The 20,789-nt window shown below is 33.0% G+C and carries 20 protein-coding genes; 2 read left to right on the top strand and 18 right to left on the bottom strand.

Translation table 11 applies throughout. The annotated features are described in order from the left end of the window. Nucleotides 1-26: 26 nt before the first annotated feature. The 18 genes from hisIE to BMY96_RS07055 form a co-directional block, all read right to left on the bottom strand. Nucleotides 27-620 (bottom strand): bifunctional phosphoribosyl-AMP cyclohydrolase/phosphoribosyl-ATP diphosphatase HisIE, encoded by a 594-nt coding sequence (hisIE, locus tag BMY96_RS07140; protein ID WP_092850871.1) that lies wholly within the window; start codon nucleotides 618-620, stop codon nucleotides 27-29. 53 nt (nucleotides 621-673) lie between these two features. After that, nucleotides 674-1,429, bottom strand: a complete 756-nt coding sequence (gene hisF, locus BMY96_RS07135; protein WP_092850869.1) for an imidazole glycerol phosphate synthase subunit HisF — start codon at nucleotides 1,427-1,429, stop codon at nucleotides 674-676. Further along, nucleotides 1,429-2,163, bottom strand: coding sequence for a 1-(5-phosphoribosyl)-5-[(5-phosphoribosylamino)methylideneamino]imidazole-4-carboxamide isomerase (gene hisA, locus BMY96_RS07130; RefSeq protein WP_092850868.1), 735 nt, complete (start codon nucleotides 2,161-2,163; stop codon nucleotides 1,429-1,431). Before hisA ends, hisF begins: the two co-directional genes overlap by 1 nt. A 1-nt stretch (nucleotide 2,164) precedes the next feature. Then, complete coding sequence (gene hisH, locus BMY96_RS07125; protein ID WP_092850866.1) at nucleotides 2,165-2,746, bottom strand: imidazole glycerol phosphate synthase subunit HisH; 582 nt, start codon at nucleotides 2,744-2,746, stop codon at nucleotides 2,165-2,167. Continuing rightward, entirely contained in the window at nucleotides 2,746-3,882 is a 1,137-nt protein-coding gene (hisB, locus tag BMY96_RS07120; RefSeq protein ID WP_092850865.1) for a bifunctional histidinol-phosphatase/imidazoleglycerol-phosphate dehydratase HisB, read from the bottom strand. Before hisB ends, hisH begins: the two co-directional genes overlap by 1 nt. A gap of 10 nt (nucleotides 3,883-3,892) precedes the next feature. After that, the gene (gene hisC / locus BMY96_RS07115; protein WP_092850864.1) at nucleotides 3,893-4,945 is read right to left on the bottom strand and encodes a histidinol-phosphate transaminase; all 1,053 of its coding nucleotides are present in this window, start codon (nucleotides 4,943-4,945) and stop codon (nucleotides 3,893-3,895) included. Beyond that, complete coding sequence (gene hisD / locus BMY96_RS07110) at nucleotides 4,942-6,225, bottom strand: histidinol dehydrogenase (RefSeq protein ID WP_092850862.1); 1,284 nt, start codon at nucleotides 6,223-6,225, stop codon at nucleotides 4,942-4,944. The genes hisC and hisD overlap by 4 nt, the downstream gene beginning before the upstream one ends. A 9-nt stretch (nucleotides 6,226-6,234) precedes the next feature. Next, complete coding sequence (hisG, locus tag BMY96_RS07105; protein ID WP_092850842.1) at nucleotides 6,235-7,092, bottom strand: ATP phosphoribosyltransferase; 858 nt, start codon at nucleotides 7,090-7,092, stop codon at nucleotides 6,235-6,237. Between the two features lie 322 nt (nucleotides 7,093-7,414). Continuing rightward, complete coding sequence (locus BMY96_RS07100) at nucleotides 7,415-8,227, bottom strand: prohibitin family protein (protein ID WP_092850840.1); 813 nt, start codon at nucleotides 8,225-8,227, stop codon at nucleotides 7,415-7,417. 9 nt (nucleotides 8,228-8,236) lie between these two features. Continuing rightward, nucleotides 8,237-10,270 (bottom strand): hypothetical protein, encoded by a 2,034-nt coding sequence (locus tag BMY96_RS07095; protein ID WP_092850839.1) that lies wholly within the window; start codon nucleotides 10,268-10,270, stop codon nucleotides 8,237-8,239. A gap of 61 nt (nucleotides 10,271-10,331) precedes the next feature. Beyond that, a complete protein-coding gene (gene fabG, locus BMY96_RS07090) occupies nucleotides 10,332-11,078 on the bottom strand; it encodes a 3-oxoacyl-[acyl-carrier-protein] reductase (protein WP_092850838.1) in 747 nt (248 codons plus the stop codon). A gap of 358 nt (nucleotides 11,079-11,436) precedes the next feature. Then, complete coding sequence (sucD, locus tag BMY96_RS07085) at nucleotides 11,437-12,309, bottom strand: succinate--CoA ligase subunit alpha (protein ID WP_092850836.1); 873 nt, start codon at nucleotides 12,307-12,309, stop codon at nucleotides 11,437-11,439. A 56-nt stretch (nucleotides 12,310-12,365) separates the two neighbouring features. Next, complete coding sequence (locus BMY96_RS07080) at nucleotides 12,366-13,307, bottom strand: UDP-3-O-(3-hydroxymyristoyl)glucosamine N-acyltransferase (protein WP_092850835.1); 942 nt, start codon at nucleotides 13,305-13,307, stop codon at nucleotides 12,366-12,368. 84 nt (nucleotides 13,308-13,391) lie between these two features. After that, nucleotides 13,392-13,958 (bottom strand): elongation factor P, encoded by a 567-nt coding sequence (gene efp, locus BMY96_RS07075; protein ID WP_092850834.1) that lies wholly within the window; start codon nucleotides 13,956-13,958, stop codon nucleotides 13,392-13,394. 46 nt (nucleotides 13,959-14,004) lie between these two features. Further along, entirely contained in the window at nucleotides 14,005-14,790 is a 786-nt protein-coding gene (gene lpxA, locus BMY96_RS07070; protein ID WP_092850833.1) for an acyl-ACP--UDP-N-acetylglucosamine O-acyltransferase, read from the bottom strand. Nucleotides 14,791-14,792: 2 nt separating this feature from the next. After that, nucleotides 14,793-16,199 (bottom strand): bifunctional UDP-3-O-[3-hydroxymyristoyl] N-acetylglucosamine deacetylase/3-hydroxyacyl-ACP dehydratase, encoded by a 1,407-nt coding sequence (locus tag BMY96_RS07065; protein ID WP_092850832.1) that lies wholly within the window; start codon nucleotides 16,197-16,199, stop codon nucleotides 14,793-14,795. Next, nucleotides 16,186-17,211, bottom strand: coding sequence for a UDP-3-O-(3-hydroxymyristoyl)glucosamine N-acyltransferase (lpxD, locus tag BMY96_RS07060; protein ID WP_092850830.1), 1,026 nt, complete (start codon nucleotides 17,209-17,211; stop codon nucleotides 16,186-16,188). The genes BMY96_RS07065 and lpxD overlap by 14 nt, the downstream gene beginning before the upstream one ends. A 57-nt stretch (nucleotides 17,212-17,268) precedes the next feature. Beyond that, on the bottom strand, nucleotides 17,269-18,489 hold the full coding sequence (locus BMY96_RS07055; RefSeq protein ID WP_092850829.1) for an HD domain-containing protein: 1,221 nt from the start codon (nucleotides 18,487-18,489) through the stop codon (nucleotides 17,269-17,271). Between the two features lie 99 nt (nucleotides 18,490-18,588). On the opposite strand from BMY96_RS07055, the gene porX reads away from it, so the two are divergent. Then, on the top strand, nucleotides 18,589-20,136 hold the full coding sequence (gene porX, locus BMY96_RS07050) for a T9SS response regulator signal transducer PorX (RefSeq protein ID WP_092850828.1): 1,548 nt from the start codon (nucleotides 18,589-18,591) through the stop codon (nucleotides 20,134-20,136). A 94-nt stretch (nucleotides 20,137-20,230) separates the two neighbouring features. Continuing rightward, nucleotides 20,231-20,644, top strand: coding sequence for a tRNA (adenosine(37)-N6)-threonylcarbamoyltransferase complex ATPase subunit type 1 TsaE (gene tsaE, locus BMY96_RS07045; RefSeq protein WP_092850827.1), 414 nt, complete (start codon nucleotides 20,231-20,233; stop codon nucleotides 20,642-20,644). Nucleotides 20,645-20,789 lie beyond the last annotated feature (145 nt).

The raw sequence follows: 20,789 nt of genomic DNA, 5'->3' as shown, positions 1-20,789 counted from the left end.
CTTAGTTGTACTAAAGCCTTTTTTACTTATTTGTGTCTTCCTATTAATTCTTTCTCGATATCCTTTAGGGTAAATCCTTTGGCTTGTAAAAGCATTAGGTAATGAAACAACAAATCTGCCGATTCATATAAAAATAACTCATCGTTATTATCCATAGCCTCAATAACGGTTTCCACAGCCTCCTCGCCTACTTTTTGAGCTACTTTATTTATACCTTTAGCAAACAAACTAGCCACATAAGATTTTTTGGTATCCTTATTAGCTACACGCTCTGCAATAACATCTTCTAAAGTAGAAAAGAAACCATAATTAGATTTGTTTTCCTCTTTCCAACAGGTATCTGTACCGGTATGGCATGTTGGTCCTACTGGATTAACTTGAATAAGTAAAGAATCGTTATCACAATCATTTTTTATATCTACAAGGTTTAAAAAATTACCGCTTTCTTCACCTTTAGTCCAAAGGCGCTGTTTACTTCTACTAAAAAAAGTAACCTTCTTAGTTTCTATAGTTTTCTCGTAAGATTCAGCATTCATATAGCCCAACATTAACACATTTTTTGTTGTGGCATCTTGAATAATAGCTGGAACTAATCCGTTTGAGTCGTATTTTATGGTCATGATTATTTTTTATTATTGAAATGCCAAACCAAGTTAAGCATAACACGCGCGATTTATAATCGTACTTCTATATTATTACTTTTTAATTCTTTTTTTAATTCTGGAATTGGAATTTCACCAAAATGAAACACACTTGCTGCCAAGGCTGCATCAGATTTTCCTTCTTTAAAAGTGTCTACAAAGTGTTGTACATTTCCAGCTCCACCCGAGGCTATTATGGGAATGTTTAATTCTTCAGATAATCTAGCTAAAGCTTCATTTGCAAATCCATTTTTAGTACCATCATGATCCATTGATGTGAATAGAATCTCTCCTGCTCCACGTTCTTCGACTTCTTTTGCCCATTCAAATAAATCGATTTCTGTTGGAATACTTCCGCCTGCTAAATGTACTTTCCATTGGCCATCTATTTGTTTTGCATCAATAGCGACAACAACACATTGACTTCCAAATTTGTTTGATAATTCATTTACCAATTCTGGCCTTTTAACAGCAGAGGAGTTGATAGACACCTTATCTGCACCACATTGTAATAAAGCATCAACATGCTCTACGCTAGAAATGCCTCCACCAACGGTAAATGGAATATTAACTTGTTCGGCTACGTGTAAAACCATGTCTAAAGTGGTTCCGCGACCTTCTAAAGTAGCAGAAATATCTAGAAATACTAATTCGTCTGCCCCTTGATTTGCATACTGTTTAGCCAATTCAACGGGATCTCCTGCGTCTCTTAAATCCACAAAATTAACACCTTTTACAGTTCTTCCGTTTTTAATATCTAAACAAGGTATAATTCTTTTTGTTAGCATTATACAAATTTTTCTAGTTGGTGTAGTTTAATTCTATTTTCGTAAATCGCTTTTCCTATAATAACGCCTTCGCATCCTAACTCGATTAATTTAGGTAACTCATCGATATGAGAAATCCCTCCTGATGCTATAAGTTTTATAGACTGTCCGCTACTACTGTTACTGCAAGAATCAATAATTTCTTTATATAAATCGAAAGAAGGACCTTCTAACATACCATCTTTAGAAATATCTGTACAAATAACATATTGAATACCTTTCTTTTGGTAGCCTTTAATAAATGGAATAACATCTTCTTTACTTTGTTCCATCCAGCCACTAATAGAAATTTTCCCTGCATCGCTATCGGCACCTAAAATAATTTTGTTTCCGCCGTATTTAGATATCCAACCTTCAAAAGTTTCAGCATCTTTAACCGCAATACTACCTCCTGTAATTTGTCTAGCTCCAGAATTAAAAGCAATATGTAAATCTTCGTTAGTTTTTAAACCACCACCAAAATCTATTTTTAATTTGGTTTTTGAAGCTATTTGTTCCAAGACTTTATAGTTGACAATATGCTTCGCCTTGGCACCATCTAAATCTACTAAATGTAAATACTCAATGCCGGACCCTTCAAACATTTTGGCAACCTCCAAAGGGTTTTCGTTATATATTTTTTTAGTATCGTAATCTCCTTTTGTAAGGCGAACACATTTTCCGTCTATAATGTCAATGGCTGGTATTATTCTCATATTATAATTCTAAAAAATTCTTTAATATTTTAGCGCCCTCAACGCCACTCTTTTCTGGATGAAACTGCACACCGTAAAAGTTTTCGTGTTGCAAAGCAGAAGCATAATTAAGACCGTAATCTGTTTTAGCAATAGTTTCGTTACAATGCTCTGCATAATAACTATGCACTAAATACATGTATTCACTTTCTTTAATGCCTTTAAACAAATCAGATTTTAAATCTTTAATGACATTCCAACCCATTTGCGGCACTTTCACCTTGTTTGTGAAGCGTTTTACATTGGTTTGAAATATGCCAATACCTTTAGTGTCGCCTTCTTCTGTGTGTTTACACAATAATTGCATACCTAAACAAATGCCTAAAACCGGTTGTTTTAAGGTAGGAATTAATTTATCTAACCCACTTTCTTTAAGCATATTCATAGCAGTACTCGCTTCGCCTACACCCGGGAAAATTATTTTATCGGCTTCTTTAATTTCATCTGGATTATTAGATAAAATAGCATCTACACCCAGTCTTTTAAAGGCAAACTGAATACTTTTTATATTTCCAGCACCATAATTTATTATAACTAATTTCATTAAAGCATTCCTTTAGTTGATGGTAAAAACATTTTGTTAGGGTCTCTTTTTACAGCCATTTTCATTGCTTTTGCAAAAGCCTTAAAAATACCTTCTATTTTGTGGTGTTCGTTAATACCTTCTGCTTTTACATTTAAATTACATTTAGCACCATCTGTAAATGACTTAAATAAATGGAAAAACATTTCGGTTGGCATATCACCAATTTTTTCACGTTTAAATTCGGCATCCCATTCCAACCAATTTCTACCTCCAAAATCGACAGCAACTTGGGCTAAACAATCGTCCATTGGTAAACAAAATCCGTAACGTTCAATACCTAATTTATTACCTAAAGCTTTATTAAATAACTCGCCTAAAGCAATCATAGTGTCTTCTATAGTATGGTGTTCGTCAACTTCTAAATCGCCATCAACTTTTACTGTTAAATCCATGGCGCCGTGGCGACCAATTTGATCTAACATATGGTCGAAGAAAGACAGTCCTGTATCTATATCATTTTTACCTGAACCATCTAAATTTAATTTTATATAAATTTTGGTTTCATTGGTGTTACGCGTAATTTCTTCAACACGACTTTCAAGTTTTAAAAACTCATAAATAGCCGACCAATCTGTACTTGTTAAGGCAATACAATCTTGAATATCTTGTTTTGAAGTTTCAATTTCATCGGCTCCTAATTCTGGGTTTTCAGATAAATAAATACCTTTTGCTCCCAGATTTTTTGCCAATTCCATGTCTGTAATTCTATCTCCTAAAACGAATGAATTTTCTAAATCATAATCTTCAGAAAAATACTTAGTTAATAGGCCTGTTCTAGGTTTACGCGTTTCTGCATTTTCATGAGGAAACGTTTTATCTATAAATACTTCAGAAAACACCACGCCTTCCTTAGCAAAGGCATCAATTATTTTGTTTTGGGCTGGCCAAAAGGTATCTTCTGGAAAGCTATCGGTACCTAAACCATCTTGATTTGTAACCATAACCAACTCATAATCCAACTCATTGGCTATTTTAGCCATGTATTGAAATACTTTTGGAAAATATTCTAGCTTCTCTAAACTATCTAATTGATAATCAACAGGTGGTTCTAAAACCAATGTCCCATCTCGGTCTATAAAAAGTACTTTTTTCATATTTATGCTTTTAGCTAATTGCTAACTGCCTTAAAGCAGAAATTAATGTTTTATTTTCAATTTCGGTTCCAACCGTAAAACGTAATGTGTTTTTACATAATGGTTGGGTTGTTCGGTTTCTAATAACAATACCGTTTGCTATTAACTGGTTGTATCGTTTAGTAGCATCATCTACCCTAGCCAAAACAAAATTAGCTTCGGTAGGAAAAATGGTTTCTACAAAATTGATATTTTTTAAAGCTTCAATTAATATATCACGTTCTTTTAAAACCGATTTTACTTCTTCCTTTACCGCTTCTAAGTTCGAAATACGCTCTAATGCTCGTTTTTGAGTTAACTCATTAACGTTATACGGCGGTTTGATTTTATTTAAAACTGAAATAATTTCCGCGGAAGCGAAACACAGACCTAAACGAATTCCTGCCAAACCATAAGCTTTTGATAGCGTTTGAGTAACGATTAAATTCGGGTAATTACTTAATTCTGAAACCCAACTATCTTGATTTGAAAAATCGATGTAGGCTTCATCAATGACTACTAAACCATTAAAATTTTCAAGTAATGTTTTAATTTTATCTGAAGCAATAAGGTTTCCTGTTGGGTTATTAGGCGAACAAATGAAAAGCATTTTTGAGTTTTCATCTATGGTGTCTAGAATGGCTTCAACATTTGGTTGAAAATTTTCATTTAACTCCACTTTACGCTCCTCAACTTCGTTTAAATTAGATAACACGGTATACATACCGTAAGTTGGAGGTAATGTGATGATATTATCTTGCTTTGGCTCGCAAAAAGCTCTAAACAATAAATCTAAAACTTCATCGCTTCCATTACCAAGTAAAATTTGATTTTCTGGAACATTTTTTTGTTCCGATAATACAGATTTTAATGAACGCTGAAGCGGATCGGGATAACGATTTACACCATTCTCGAATGGATTTTCGTTGGCATCTAAAAAAATCATTTTAGAACCATCGGAAACATATTCGTCTCGCGCCGAACTATAAGCTTTCATAGCTTTTACGTTCGCTCTAATTATATTTTGGATGTTAAACCTTATCATTTTAAATCTTTTAAACGAATACTTACAGCATTTTTATGAGCCTGTAAACCTTCTGCTTCTGCCATTAACTCAATAGTTTCGCCAATATTTAAAAGGCCTGCCTTTGATATTTTTTGAAACGTCATGCTCTTTAAAAAGCTATCTAAATTAACTCCGGAATAGGCTTTAGAAAAGCCATTAGTTGGTAATGTATGGTTGGTTCCCGAGGCATAATCGCCAGCACTTTCTGGTGTATAATCCCCAATAAAAACGGAACCTGCATTGCTTATACCATCTACATACAAATCTTCATTTTTAGAACAAATTATAAAATGCTCCGGACCGTATTCGTTAATTAATTCGAGGGCAATAGTATCGTTTTCAACATAAATCAACTTTGAGTTGGCTATGGCTTTTTCGGCAATTGCTTTACGCGGAAGGACATTTAATTGTTTTTCAACTTCATCCGAAACATTATCAATTAATGTTTTAGAAGTCGCCACTAGTATTACTTGACTATCTGCACCATGCTCAGCTTGACTTAACAAGTCTGAAGCGATATAAGACGCATTAGCCGTTTCGTCGGCCACAATTAGTAATTCACTTGGACCTGCAGGCATATCGATAGCCACACCATGTTTAGTTGCTAGTTGTTTGGCAACGGTTACAAATTGATTTCCTGGTCCGAAAATTTTATAAACCTGCGGAATAGTTTCTGTGCCAAACGTAAGTCCAGCAACGGCCTGAATACCTCCTACTTTTATAATTTTAGTAACGCCACAAAGTTTGGCAGCAAATAAAATTTCGGGTGCTAATTCGCCTGCTTTATTTGGTGGCGAACATAGCACAATCTCTTTACAACCCGCAATTTGAGCAGGAACCGCCAACATTAAAACGGTTGAAAACAAAGGCGCTGTGCCACCAGGGATATACAAACCTACTTTTTGAATAGGTCGTTTTTCCTGCCAACATTGTACACCTTTAGTAGTTTCAATAGCTACTTTTTCTGTTTTTTGGGCGGTATGGAAAGCTTCAATATTACCTTTGGCCTTAATTATAGCATTTTTAAGGTTTTCTGGTACTTTAGCAATGGCATTTTCAATTTCTGAAACTGAAACTTCATTATTTTCTAAACGAATACCATCAAATCTTTCGGTATATGTTTTTATCGCGTCATCGCCGTTAATAGAAACATCTTTAAATATCTCGTTAACGATGGATTCTATATCACCAACTGTCTGCGTTGGTCGTTTTAAAACATCCGACCAACTTTCTTTATTTGGATTATTTATAATTTTCATGATAAGCGATTAAAGCACCATTTTTTCAATTGGACACACTAAAATACCTTGTGCTCCATTTGCTTTTAAACCCTCTATGATATTCCAAAAGTCATTTTTAGGAATTACCGAGTGTACAGAGCTCCAGCCTTCTTGCGCTAATGGCAATACTGTTGGGCTCTTCATACCTGGTAATAAAGCAATAATGTCTTCCAACTTATCATTAGGCGCGTTAAGCAAAACATATTTAGAATCTCTACCTTTTAAAACAGATTGTATTCTAAATTGAATAGTATCTAAAATGGCTTGTTTTTCATCATTTAAAATTGGGGAAACAGCCAATACAGCTTCAGATTTTAATAAGACTTCAATCTCTTTTAATCCATTTTTAAATAAAGTACTACCACTAGAAACGATATCGCATATACCATCGGCTAAACCAATGTTTGGCGCAATTTCTACCGATCCGTTAATGATGTGTAATTGGGCATCAATATTTTGTTCTTTTAAAAACTTTTTAACAGTTTCTGGGTACGAAGTTGCTATTTTTTTACCGTTTAAGTCCTTTAAAGAATTATCCTTTGAATCTTTAGGAACGGCAATAGAAACTTTACATTTCGAAAAGCCTAAACGCTCTACAAACTTTAAGTCGTTTCCTTTTTCAATTAAAACATTCTCGCCAATAATAGCGGCATCTACTACGCCATCTTTTAAATACTGCGGAATGTCGCCGTTTCTTAAATAGAATACTTCAACAGGGAAATTTCTAGCCGAAGCTTTTAATTGATCTTTTCCATTATCAATAGAAATACCAATGTCTTTTAATATTTGCATCGAATCTTCATTTAAACGACCCGATTTCTGTACTGCAATTCTTAATTTACTCATTATCTTGTTTTTATGAGTTTGAAACAATCTAGTTGGCATTAGAATTAAAAAACCCGCTTGATTGTCTCAAACGGGTTTAGAAATATATGCTGATTTTACTCAATACATTTTCACTTCGCTTGAGAGCAAATATGAAAATGATGATGTAATTGAATAAAAGTCATGTTCTTTTTTTTATCTGAACAAATATCTAAAATTTATATGAATAAATCCTAATAATAAATGTAATTATTAAAACAATTCAATAATTTTAAATATTATCACTTAAAAAATTCAAAATTTTTAAAGGATTGCTTTAAAAGCTGAATTATTTAATGCCTTTTTACTGATTACCTAAAATGATAGGTAAGCCCGTATCTCCAGAACCAATTATAATAGTTTTACTATTAGGCGATTCCGATAGTTTAACCGTAGCTTCAATACCTTTATCCTGCAAAATTTTATCGGTTAAAGAAGCGCTTAATATCCTATTAGCATCCGCTTTACCTTGCGCCTCAATAATTACTTTTTCGGCCTCTTTTTTAGCGGTTACTAATCTAAATTCGTACTCTAAAGACTCTTGCTCTTGCTTTAGTTTACGCTCAATAGCATCTTTAATGGTAGTTGGTAATTTTACATTTTCAACAAGTACACGTTTAACGTTAACATATTGTCCGTCGAGTTCGTTTCTTACTTCTTCTAAAATTTCCAACTCAATAATATCTCTTTTACTGGAGTATAATTGCTCTGGTGTATAACGTCCTACTACACTTTTTGCAGCGGCGTTAATAGCTGGATTTAGTAATTCTCTAATGTAATCTTCTCCTTTGGTTTGTATTAATAAGCCTAAATTTTTAAATTCTGGCTCGAACCAAATCGTTCCGCTTACAGTAATATCCAGTCCGTTTACAGACAGTACATTCATGTTCTCTGAAATGGATTGCTGACGCACTTTTTGGACAATCATGTCGTTCCAAGGTGCAACAATATGAAATCCCTCTCCGTATGTTCTTTCGGTATTAATACCATCTCCAAGCGGCTCAAATAACACGCCACCTTCACCAGGACCAATAGTAACTAGCGATTTTGATATGATAATAAAAAGTATAACTGCCCCAATAATTAAAGGCATTGCAATTTTTGGTAATTTTTCCATTTTTCTTATTTATATTAATCCGTTAAATTTTCTTAAAAACCATTCTAAACCTAAGCTTAACGCTATTATGGCTAATAAATATTTCCAATCTATCAAAGGTATGGTATTTTTACTGCTTTTCTGTATTGGCGTATAACGATTATCGTTTAATAATTCTTGAACTATCTGTTCTGTATTAGCAATAAAGTTGCTTTTACCACCACTGTTAGTTGCTAATTTTTGCAACTTTGTTACATTGGCATTTAAAAATTGTTGCTCGACATTATATTCAATGATCTGGAAACTACCAGACTTGGCCATGTTTTCCTTAGTAGCTTTTACTGTAAAATTATATTCTGAAGGATTTAAACTACTTAAATCTACTTGATAATAATTGTTTTTTAATATTAAAGGCATGGTTTTACTAGCCTTTGAAACCTTATTTGTTACCGTAATGTTTAATGCTTCTCTTGGGTCGAAAACATAATTTTTATCGAAAAACTCAGCTTTAATAATTACATTTCTGCTCCCTGTGTAAAAGGATTCGTAATCTAAATTTAGTCTGCTTTTTTGTTTGTTTGAAGCTAAATACTGAATTAGCCTACCCATAAAATCATCGAAAGGATTAAACGATTTTTCATTTAAATAACTTTGCGCACGCCATTGCCAAATATTTTCGCCAAATAATAGAGCTTCTCTCCTGCCCTTAGTTTCGAAGGTTGCTAATAGCGGTTCATCAATTGCAACCCCGTTAATGGATTTGTTTAATAGGGTTTGATAAGGTATTTTGAAATTAACCTGACCATAGTTGGATAACAATGGTGGAAAGGATTCGAAATTTATATCTTCAATACGATAAGGGGAATAATTAGTATTTAGCTCCGGTAGATAATTTTCTGTTTGACGCGTAATAAGATGAGAATAATTTTCTGTTACTTTATTTAGAAAATTTAGATCTGTTTTAGAGCCAATTATGGTAAACGTATTACTATTTAATGCCTTTATTTTAGTGTACAAATCATTAAATCTTATATTTGGTTGATATATTATAATTAGTTGAAAATCATTTATTTGATTAATTATTTTTTTTGAATCTAGAATAGTAACTGAACGTTGCTCGTTACTTTCAATACTTTTTTTAAGCATGCCTAAATCTGGATGCGAATAATCGCTAACAAGTGCTATTTTGGTTTGCTCGTTTATAACTTCTACGGCAAAATTCTTAGTGTTATTTATGGTGTTTTTTTCACCGTCTAGCGGAACTAATGTGGCGCTATAATTACCTACACCTACACTATTGGCAGGCAACATAAAATTAACAACACTTGAGTTTTTATTTTTTGAAAAACTAATGGCTTTTGAAAATACCGTAGTGTTTCCTTTTTTTACAACAAGCTTAGAGTTTGCGTCTTTGTTTCCGTTGTAAACTAGAATCGCTTCGACAGGAAACTGATTTTTTAAATACGCATATTTATTAACGTTTAATTGCTCAATTTTTAAATCGGTATACGTAATAGTATCCCCTAAAATTATAGGGTAAATAGGCTGCTTGTATGTATTTGTAGAGAATTGGTAATCGTTACCATAGGTTTGGTTACCATCGGATATTAAAATGGTTGGACTTATGGTTTGTTTGTAAACATCATGTAATTGGTTAAAGGCCGTTGCTATATTGGTTTGTTGCCCCTTAAAATTAATAGAATCGAGTGTTTGTAAACTTTCGTTGAAGGTAAAATAGTTGACGTTAAATTTGTTTTGAATGTCTGCATTTGCTTTTAAAGCATTAACAAAATCCAAAGCATTTTTATCCTGTTTTAAATGTTTTATAGAGCTAGAATTATCGACAGCTATAACTAAATTTGGTTTTTCTGTAGTTACCTTAACTTGATTGAAAGTAGGATTTATAATTAAAAGTAATACAGAAAATATGGTAAGAAATCTTAAAAAAGAGAAAAGCATGTTGATTTTAGACATGCCTTTCTTTTTATTAATATACTGAAAAAGGGCTAAACCTAGAGCGACTATTCCAGCGAGTATGATGTATAATAGAGTTTCTGAACTCATTAAAAAATTTGATATATTTTATGAGATTCCCTCCTTTGAGGGAACCGCCAAATAAGTTTGTTTATGTTAGCATTCCGCCATCAACGTTTAATGTTTGTCCTGTAACATACGCACTCATGTCGCTACCTAAAAATACACAAACATTAGCGATATCTTCTGGTGTTCCTCCACGTTTTAATGGAATTCCTGCGCGCCATCCTTTAACTGTTTCTTCATCTAACTTAGCTGTCATTTCGGTTTCGATAAAACCAGGAGCCACTACGTTACTTCTAATATTTCTTGACCCTAACTCTAAAGCTACAGATTTAGAGAAACCAATAATTCCTGCTTTTGAGGCTGCATAATTGGTTTGTCCTGCATTACCTTTTACTCCAACTACCGAGCTCATGTTTATTATTGAGCCTTTACGTTGTTTAAGCATGGTTCTTTGAACCGCTTTTGTCATGTTGAATACAGACTTTAAGTTAACTTCGATAACGGTATCGAAATCTTCTTCTGAAATACGCATTAATAAATTATCTTTTGTAATACCAGCGTTGTTTACTAGAATATCGATGCTACCAAATTCTTTGGCTACTTCTTCTGCTAGTTTTTGAGCTTCGTCAAAACTGGCTGCGTTACTTTTATATCCTTTAGCTTTTACACCTAAGGCATTTAGTTCTTTTTCTAATTCGTTAGCAGCATCAACAGATGAGCTGTATGTGAATGCTACATTTGCACCTTGTTGAGCAAAAACTTGCGCAATTCCTTTTCCAATTCCACGACTAGCACCAGTAACAATTGCTGTTTTACCTTCTAATAATTTCATGTTTATAATTTTATTTTTTTTAAATGGTATGTTACACCTTAAGCATTTATTGTATTTACCTTTTGTGCTTTATTATTGATGTACAATGCATTTAATGGTTAGTTTTTAAACGGGTTTTTGAACATAATCAAATATAACAAATACCTGTGTTATGTTGAAATAAACCGTGTTGTTTTTAACTTGTTATGATTATGCGTTAGGGATTGCGGCATTTGTTGAAGCTCTTTTTGTGTTGTTGCACATATGCAACACAAAAAAGCGACTGCCAAAAGCCCGCCCCTTGTGGTAACGCCCAAATTATTTAAAAAAAAATCCGTTAACTAAAATAGCTAACGGATTTATTTATATGTTTTAATGATTATCCTAAAACTTCGGCAATCTTTTTTCCTATTTCGGCTGGAGAATCTACAACGTGAATTCCACATTCTCTCATAATGGCTTTTTTAGCTTGAGCAGTATCATCGCTACCACCAACTATGGCACCAGCGTGACCCATTGTACGACCTGCAGGAGCAGTTTCGCCAGCGATAAAACCAACAACTGGTTTTTTACTTCCGCTTGCTTTATACCAATGTGCAGCATCTGCTTCTAATTGACCTCCAATTTCACCTATCATTACAACAGCTTCTGTTTCTGGGTCGTTAATTAATAACTCTACCGCTTCTTTAGTTGTTGTTCCAATAATTGGATCGCCACCAATACCAATGGCTGTAGTAATACCTAAACCTTGTTTTACAACTTGGTCGGCAGCCTCATAAGTTAATGTTCCCGATTTAGAAACAATACCAACTTTTCCTTGTTTGAAAACGAAACCTGGCATAATACCAACTTTTGCTTCGCCTGGCGTAATTACACCTGGACAGTTAGGACCAATTAATCTACAGTCTTTACCTTTAATGTAGCTTGAAGCCGTAATCATATCGGCAACAGGAATACCTTCTGTAATAGTAATAATTACTTTTATTCCAGCATCGGCAGCTTCCATAATCGCATCGGCAGCAAATGCTGGCGGAACGAAAATAATGGTAGTATCTGCACCAACTTTTTCTACAGCATCTTGTACTGTATTAAAAACCGGACGATCTAAATGTGTTTGACCTCCTTTTCCTGGAGTTACACCACCAACAACGTTGGTACCGTATTCAATCATTTGACCTGCGTGAAACGTACCTTCACTACCTGTAAATCCTTGTACTATAATTTTTGAATCTTTGTTAACTAAAACACTCATATTTTCTTATTTGGATATTGTTCTACAAATGTAATTTTTTGAAATCACTTTTTATATTAAATCTCTTTATTTTTTATTCGTTTTAAAAGATTAGGGATTTGTTTAACAGCTGCCATTTCTCTTAAATGGTTACGAACTTCTTGCGCTGGTGTTCCCCAATAGATTTTTCCGCCTTCTATAGACTTTGTAACTCCAGATTGCCCTTGAACTACTGCTTTTTTACCAATAGTTATACCGCTTGTAGTACCTACTTGCCCCCAAAGTATTACTTCGTCTTCTATAACAACGCAGCCAGCAATACCAACTTGTGATGCTATTAAACATTTTTTACCAATAACGGTATCGTGACCAACTTGAATTAGGTTGTCGAGTTTTGATCCTTCACCAATTATGGTATCGCCGGTTACACCTCTATCGATGGTACATCCTGCACCTATATCGACATGATCTTTTATAACTACGCGTCCGCCAGATTTTAATCTATCGAAACCTTCTGGTCTATTTTTGTAATAAAATGCATTCGCTCCTAAAACGGAGTTAGCATGAATGGTAACATTATTTCCAATTACAGCATCGTCATAAATACTAACGTTGGAATGGATAACACAATTATCGCCAATGGTAACATTATGACCAATAAAACAATTGGGTTGAACTACTGTGTTTTTTCCAATTTTTGCTGAAGCTGAAATTGCTGAATTTGAAGCTTGAAAAGGTTTAAAGTGATTTGTAAGTGTATTGAAATCTCTAAACGGATCGTCGCTTACAAGTAATGCCTTCCCTTCTGGACAGTCTACCTCTTTATTAATTAACACAATTGTAGCCGCCGACTCTAAAGCTTTGCCGTAGTACTTAGGATGGTCTACAAACACAATATCTCCAGGCTCTACAACATGAATTTCGTTCATGCCTAAAACTTGAAAATCTGCATTTCCAACAAAATTGCAATCAATTAGATCTGCAATTTGTTTTAGTGTGTATGGTTTTGGGAATTTCATATTCAGTGGTCAGTACTCAGTTAGCAATTTACAATGTTTAATTAAGACCTGCTTACTTAACAATGCAAACTGCGGACTGATTATTTATTCTTTAACACGTTCTTTATACGTACCTTTTGCTGTTTCTATTTTTATTTTGTCGCCCTCGTTTATAAATAATGGCACATTAACTTCGGCCCCTGTTTCAACAGTTGCTGGTTTTGTAGCATTAGTAGCCGTGTTTCCTTTAACTCCAGGCTCTGTGTGGGTAACTTCTAGAATTACACTTGCAGGTAAATCTACCGACAAAGGTGCGTTATCTTCTGTGTTTATTAATACGGTAACAACCTCTCCCTCTTTCATTAAACCAGGATTATCTAGAGCTGCTTCTAATAAACGGATTTGCGTATAATCGGCTTCATTCATAAAATGATAAAATTCACCATCATTATATAAATATTGAAATTTATGTGTTTCTACACGAACGTCTTCTAATTTATGTCCTGCCGAAAATGTATTATCTAATACTTTTCCGCTAGTAACACTTTTCATTTTTGTTCTTACAAACGCTGGACCTTTACCTGGTTTTACGTGTAAAAATTCAATTATTTTATAGATATCGTTGTTGTAACGTATACATAATCCGTTTCTAATATCACTTGTAGTTGCCATAATGCTTTTATTGTAAAATTGTTATTTAATAAGCTGTTTTAAAATTCTAGTTAGATTTGAAATATCCTTTCATGATACCTCGATGCGAATTTTTAATAAATTGAAGAATTTCGTCGCGTTCTGGAGTTGCTTCCATTTCCGCTTCAATAATTTCTGCAGCTTGAGTATTATTATAGTTTTTTTGATATAAAATTCTAAATATATCTTGAATTTCTCTAATTTTTTCGGTGGTATACCCACGGCGCCTTAAACCAACCGAGTTAATACCAACGTAAGATAAAGGCTCTCTTGCCGCTTTTACAAATGGTGGCACATCTTTTCTAACTAAAGAACCTCCTGTTACAAAAGCGTGGTTACCAACAGAAACAAATTGATGTACCGCCGTCATACCTGCTAAAACCACAAAATCTCCAATAGTAATGTGTCCTGCCAAAGTACTGTTATTTGAAAAGATACAGTTTTTACCAACAATACAATCGTGAGCAATATGGCAATAGGCCATTATTAAACAGTTATCGCCAACAACAGTTTTCATTCTGTCGGTTGTACCTCTATTTATAGTAACACACTCTCTAATGGTAACGTTGTTTCCAATTTCGACCGTGGTATCTTCATCGTTATATTTTAAATCTTGAGGGACAGCAGAAATTACCGAACCTGGAAAAATGTTACAATTTTTACCAATTCTAGCACCTTCCATTATAGTTACATTACTACCTATCCAAGTGCCTTCGCCAATTATTACATTATTATGAATGGTTGTAAAAGGCTCGATAACTACATTCTTTGCAATTTTTGCTCCTGGATGTACGTAAGCTAAGGGTTGGTTCATATTTATTTTACTTTAGATATTTGAGCCATTAATTCTGCCTCTGCACATAATTTACCATTAGCATAGGCATAACCTTGCATATGGCAAATACCACGACGTATAGGAGTAATTAACGAACAATTAAAAATTAATGTATCTCCGGGACTTACTTTTTGTTTAAACTTAACATTATCCATTTTCATGAAAAATGTTAAATAATTTTCGGGGTCTGGTACTGTATTTAAAACTAATATACCGCCGGTTTGAGCCATGGCTTCTACTATTAGAACACCAGGCATTACCGGTGCACCAGGAAAATGACCTTTAAAGAACTCCTCGTTCATGGTAACATTTTTGGTAGCCACAACATGGTTATCTGTAAGTTCGAATACTTTATCTATTAATAAAAATGGTTGTCTGTGAGGTAACATATCCATAATTTGAACCACGTCCATTAATGGCGGAGAATTCAAATCTATATTGGGCACATTATTTCTACGCTCATTTTTAATGATTTTAGAAAGTTTTTTTGCAAACTGTGTATTAACAAAATGCCCCGGTTTATTAGCTATAACTTTACCTCTAATTCTGGTTTTTACTAAAGCTAAGTCTCCTAACACATCAAGTAACTTATGTCTTGCCGCTTCATTGGGGTGATGTAGAGTAAGGTTATCTAATATACCATTAGGTTTAACAGCTATAGAGTCTTTTTTAAAAGCAACTTTTAATTTCTCCATAGTTTCCTCAGATAGTGCTTTATCCACATAAACAATGGCGTTATTTAAGTCACCTCCTTTTATTAATCCATTTTCTAGTAGCATTTCTATTTCGTGCAGAAAACTAAAGGTTCTAGAATCTGATATGTCTTTTTTAAAATCAGATAAGGTATTTAGAGTTGCATTTTGGGTTCCTAAAACTTTTGTACCAAAATCAACCATGGTTGTTATTTGATACTCATTTGATGGCATTACTAAAATTTCACTTCCTGTTTCTTCATCGACATAAGACACAATATTGGTAACCACAAATTCTTCTCTAAAAGCATCAAGTTCTACAACACCTGCTTTTTCAATAGCTTCAACAAAATATTTAGAAGACCCATCCATAATAGGTGGTTCTGAGGCATTTAGTTCAATTATAATATTGTCAATATCTAATCCTACTAAGGCTGCTAATACATGTTCTGACGTTTGTATGGTTACACCGTTTTTCTCTAAACAAGTGCCGCGTTGAGTATTTGTTACATAGTTAGCATCTGCTTCAATTATTGGCATGCCCTCTAAATCAACTCTTTTAAAAGAAAATCCTGTATTAGCAGCAGCAGGTTTAAATGTTAGGGTAACATCTTTTCCTGTATGCAGCCCTACTCCGGTTAAAGAAACTTCTTCTTTAATAGTTTTTTGCTTTATTGTAGTATTAACTATTCCCATTTATCTTCTTTATATCGTTTATATTTTTAACAATACTTGGCAAGTTCTTAAAATGAACGTAAGCCTTATTATAATCGCTTAATTTTATGGCTGGAGAGCCTTGTAAAATTTCGTTATCCTTAACATTTCGGCCAATACCGGACTGTGCTTGTATTTTAACGTTATTCCCAATAGCTATGTGTCCTGCAATACCAACTTGACCACCTATTTGGCAGTTTTCGCCAATTTTAGTAGAACCCGCTATACCCGTTTGAGCCGCTATTACAGTGTTTTTGCCAATTTCTACGTTATGAGCAATTTGAATTTGATTATCTAATTTTACACCTGTTCTTATAATTGTGGAGCCTAATGTTGCACGATCAATAGTAGTAGCCGCACCAACATCCACAAAGTCTTCTATAATTACATTTCCTGTTTGAGGTATTTTTTTATAACTACCATCTTCGTTTGGAGCAAAACCAAAACCGTCTGCACCAATAATAACTCCAGAGTTTATAATGCAGTTTTTCCCAATAATTGTTTCAGAATAAATTTTGGCTCCAGAAAAAACAATTGTATTATCGTTAATAACCGTATTATCTCCTATAAATGCATTTGGAAATACTTTTACATTATCGCCTAGAATTACGTTAGAACCTATGTAGCAAAATGCACCTATGTAAACGTTATCTCCATATTTAGAAGAATCAGCAATAAAACATGGTTGCTCTACTCCTACTTTATTTAACTTAACAGAATTATAATATTCAAGAATTTTTGAAAAGGCTAAATACGCATCATCAACCTTAATTAATGTTGTTTTTAAGTCATGTTCTGGCTTAAAAGTTTTATTAACTATAGTAATCGATGCATTTGTAGAGTAAATATGCGAGGTGTATTTTGGGTTAGCTAGAAAGGTTAATGTACCTTTAAAGCCTTCTTCTATTTTAGCAAGTTTAGAAACTTCTATATTTGGATTACCAACTACATCACCTTCTAATATGTCTGCTATTTGTTGTGCTGTAAATTTCACACTTTGTAGTTTGTTGTTGTTTTTTGTTTGATTGAACGCAAAAATAGGAAAAATGTGTTAAAGTTTAACCTTGGGGTAACATATATAATATTTAGTTACAGGTTTTGAGAGTGCTTTTAAGTTTAATTGATCTGAAGCTTTTACAATATCTTGAATTTTACCAGACTTATGTAATATGTTAATTCGTTTAGTATTTAGTTGATATGCTTGGTTTGAAATACTACCTTGAAATACAAAATACTCGGCTTCCTCATTAGAGATATTGAAATTTCTCATAGTAAATTCTAAATGTTTCTTAAGACTGTTTTCTTTAATTTTTTTGTTTTTTAGCTTTACTTTAAGCAAGTTTCTATTAATAATCATTTGGCATAGTTTGCTTAATACAAAATCATCATAATATTGCCACTCTTTCATAGCCGATAAAATATCATAATCGTCTAAATGCGAAAACACTAAAAGTGTTTCATCGTTAAAATTATTAGGGGTTATTTTGTTTTCTAAAAAATAAAGCAAGGCATTGCTAGCTTTTAATTTATGTCCACGGTCATGTAATTCTTTTGCACGTTTTAAAACTCTTATAAGTAATTGTTCGGCAGCTAAACTTGTTTTGTGCAAATACACTTGCCAATACATTAACCGTCTAGCAATAATAAATTTCTCGACGCTGTAAATCCCTTTTTCTTGAACCACTAACTCATCATCCACAACATTAAGCATGGTAATTAAACGTTCGCTATTAATATTACCTTCAGCAACGCCTGTATAAAAACTATCTCTCTTCAAATAGTCGGCTCTATCCATATCGAGTTGCCCAGAAATAAGTTGACACATAAACCTTCTAGGATATTCGCCTTTAAAAATTTGAATGGCAAGCGTTAAACTTCCGTTAAATTCTTTATTTAAACATTCCATAAATAGTAACGAAATATCTTCATGAGATACATTATTTACTATACTGTGTTCCATAGCATGAGAGAATGGACCATGACCAATATCATGTAATAAAATAGCAACGTACAGTCCTGTTTCTTCTTCATTTGAGATATCTACCCCTTTAAAACGCAGTACGTTAACAGCTTGTTGCATTAAGTGAACACAGCCTATAGCATGATGAAACCTAGTATGGTGCGCACCTGGATATACCAAATAAGACATTCCCATTTGTGTGATTCTGCGTAAGCGCTGAAAATATTTGTGTTGAATTAAATCGAAAATTAGCGAATTTGGAATAGTAATAAATCCGTAAATTGGGTCGTTTAATATTTTAAGTTTATTCAAACTTTAATTTTTTACATTAAAAAAATACAAATATAATGATAAGGGTTTATAATGGCGCTTTCAATTAAAACGTTTTAATAATAAAATAAATACAGTAATATGATAAAGATACTTTGGGTTGATGATGAAATTGACTTACTAAAACCGCATATATTATTTCTAGAAAAGAAAAACTATCAAGTAACAACCTGTAATAGTGGTACAGAGGCTATAGATGTGTTGGAAGATCAAAATTTTGATATTGTATTTTTAGACGAAAACATGCCTGGATTAACAGGATTAGAAACCTTGCACGAAATAAAAGAGAAAAAAGATAATCTTCCAGTAGTAATGATAACTAAAAGTGAGGAAGAATATATAATGGAAGAAGCTATAGGAAACAAAATAGCCGATTATTTAATAAAACCGGTAAATCCTAATCAAATTTTATTAAGCCTTAAAAAGAATTTAGACCACTCTAGATTAATTTCAGAAAAAACAACCTCTAATTATCAACAAGAGTTTAGAAAAATAGCCATGGACCTCTCGATGGTAAATAGTTATGAAGAATGGGTAAATCTTTACCAAAAACTTATTTATTGGGAAATTCAATTGGAAGATATTGAAGATATAGGTATGTTCGAAATTTTAGAATCTCAAAAAAATGAGGCTAATAATCAATTTGGCAAGTTTATCGATAAAAATTATGCCAATTGGTTTGAGCCGCATACCGAAGCTCCAATAATGTCTCATACCTTATTTAAAGAAAAAATAGTACCAGAAATAAGTAAAGAACAACCAACGCTACTAGTTGTTATTGATAATTTAAGGTACGACCAATGGAAAGTTTTCGAGCCTATTATTAATAATTACTATAAAAAAGACAAAGAAGATGCTTTTTTTAGCATTCTACCTACAGCCACACAATATGCTCGTAACGCCATATTTTCTGGATTGATGCCAAGCGATATGGAAAAACTATTTCCACAATACTGGAAAAATGATACTGATGAAGGCGGAAAAAACCTTTATGAAGCCGAATTTTTAGAAGCACAATTAAAACGCTTAGGCCTAACGCATTTAAGTTATGAATACCATAAAATAACTAATTTAAAAACGGGTAAAAAGCTTGCAGAAAACTTTAGGTCTTTAAAAGACAACGACCTTTCCGTTATTGTTTATAATTTTGTAGATATGCTTTCGCACTCCAAAACCGAGATGGAAGTTGTTAAAGAATTAGCCTCAAACGATAAAGCCTATAGATCTTTAACTCTTAGTTGGTTTAAAAACTCACCACTTTTAGAGATAATACAGCAAGCCCAACAGTTAGGTTTTAAATTAATATTAACCACAGACCACGGCACTATTAATGTTAAAAACCCATCTAAAGTAATAGGAGATAGAGACACTAGTTTAAATTTACGCTATAAAACTGGACGTAGTTTAACCTTTGAGAAAAAAGATGTTTTAGCAACTAAAACGCCTAAAGAATTTCATTTACCTTCTATTAATATGAGTAGTTCGTATATTTTTGCGAAAAACGATTTGTTTTTTGCTTACCCAAATAATTACAATCATTATGTTAGTTATTATAGAAACACGTATCAACATGGTGGTGTTTCGTTGGAAGAAATGATTATTCCTTTTGTTGTTTTTACACCAAAGTAAATCTATGAATAACCTATTTTGCCGACGAACCGTTTAAAGCTTTAGGTTTTTTAAATTAAAAAGGTTATTATTGCATATATAAAATTATTAAAAGTTGGAAATTTTTTATGGATTAGATGATGTTGAGCAAGTTGCAAGACAAATCATTAAAAATTCGAATTCAAAAACGTTGCTTTTCTATGGAGATATGGGTGTTGGAAAAACAACACTTATAAAAAGTATTGTAGAATCATTAGGTTCTAATAACGAGGTTAGCAGCCCAACTTTCTCAATTGTTAATGAATATAATTTAAGTGAAGGTAAAATATTTCATTTTGATTTATACCGAATTAACGATGTTGAAGAAACTTATAATTTTGGAATTGAAGATTACTTAGACTCAGACTTTTGGAAACTTGTTGAATGGCCAGAAATAATAGAGTCACTATTAATTGAAACATTTACCAAAATTGAAATTAAATTAAAAAAAAATAATAAACGCTATTTAAGTTTAAAAAACGTTAATTAATCAACCAACCAACCAACCAAGCTTATGACAATTATTAAACATTCTTCCGAAACAAACTGACCATTTACGGTAATCCCGTAGCGAATAAATGGAATATCTATGTTTTTAACATAAAATTAACATTTAGGTAGTATATTCATTTTAG

Origin of the sequence: Algibacter pectinivorans (genome assembly GCF_900112595.1) — a bacterium.
GTDB classification, from domain to species: Bacteria; Bacteroidota; Bacteroidia; order Flavobacteriales; family Flavobacteriaceae; genus Algibacter_B; species Algibacter_B pectinivorans.
The sequence above is the reverse complement of the archived record's forward strand: the minus strand, read 5'-3'. Positions and strand labels throughout refer to the sequence as shown.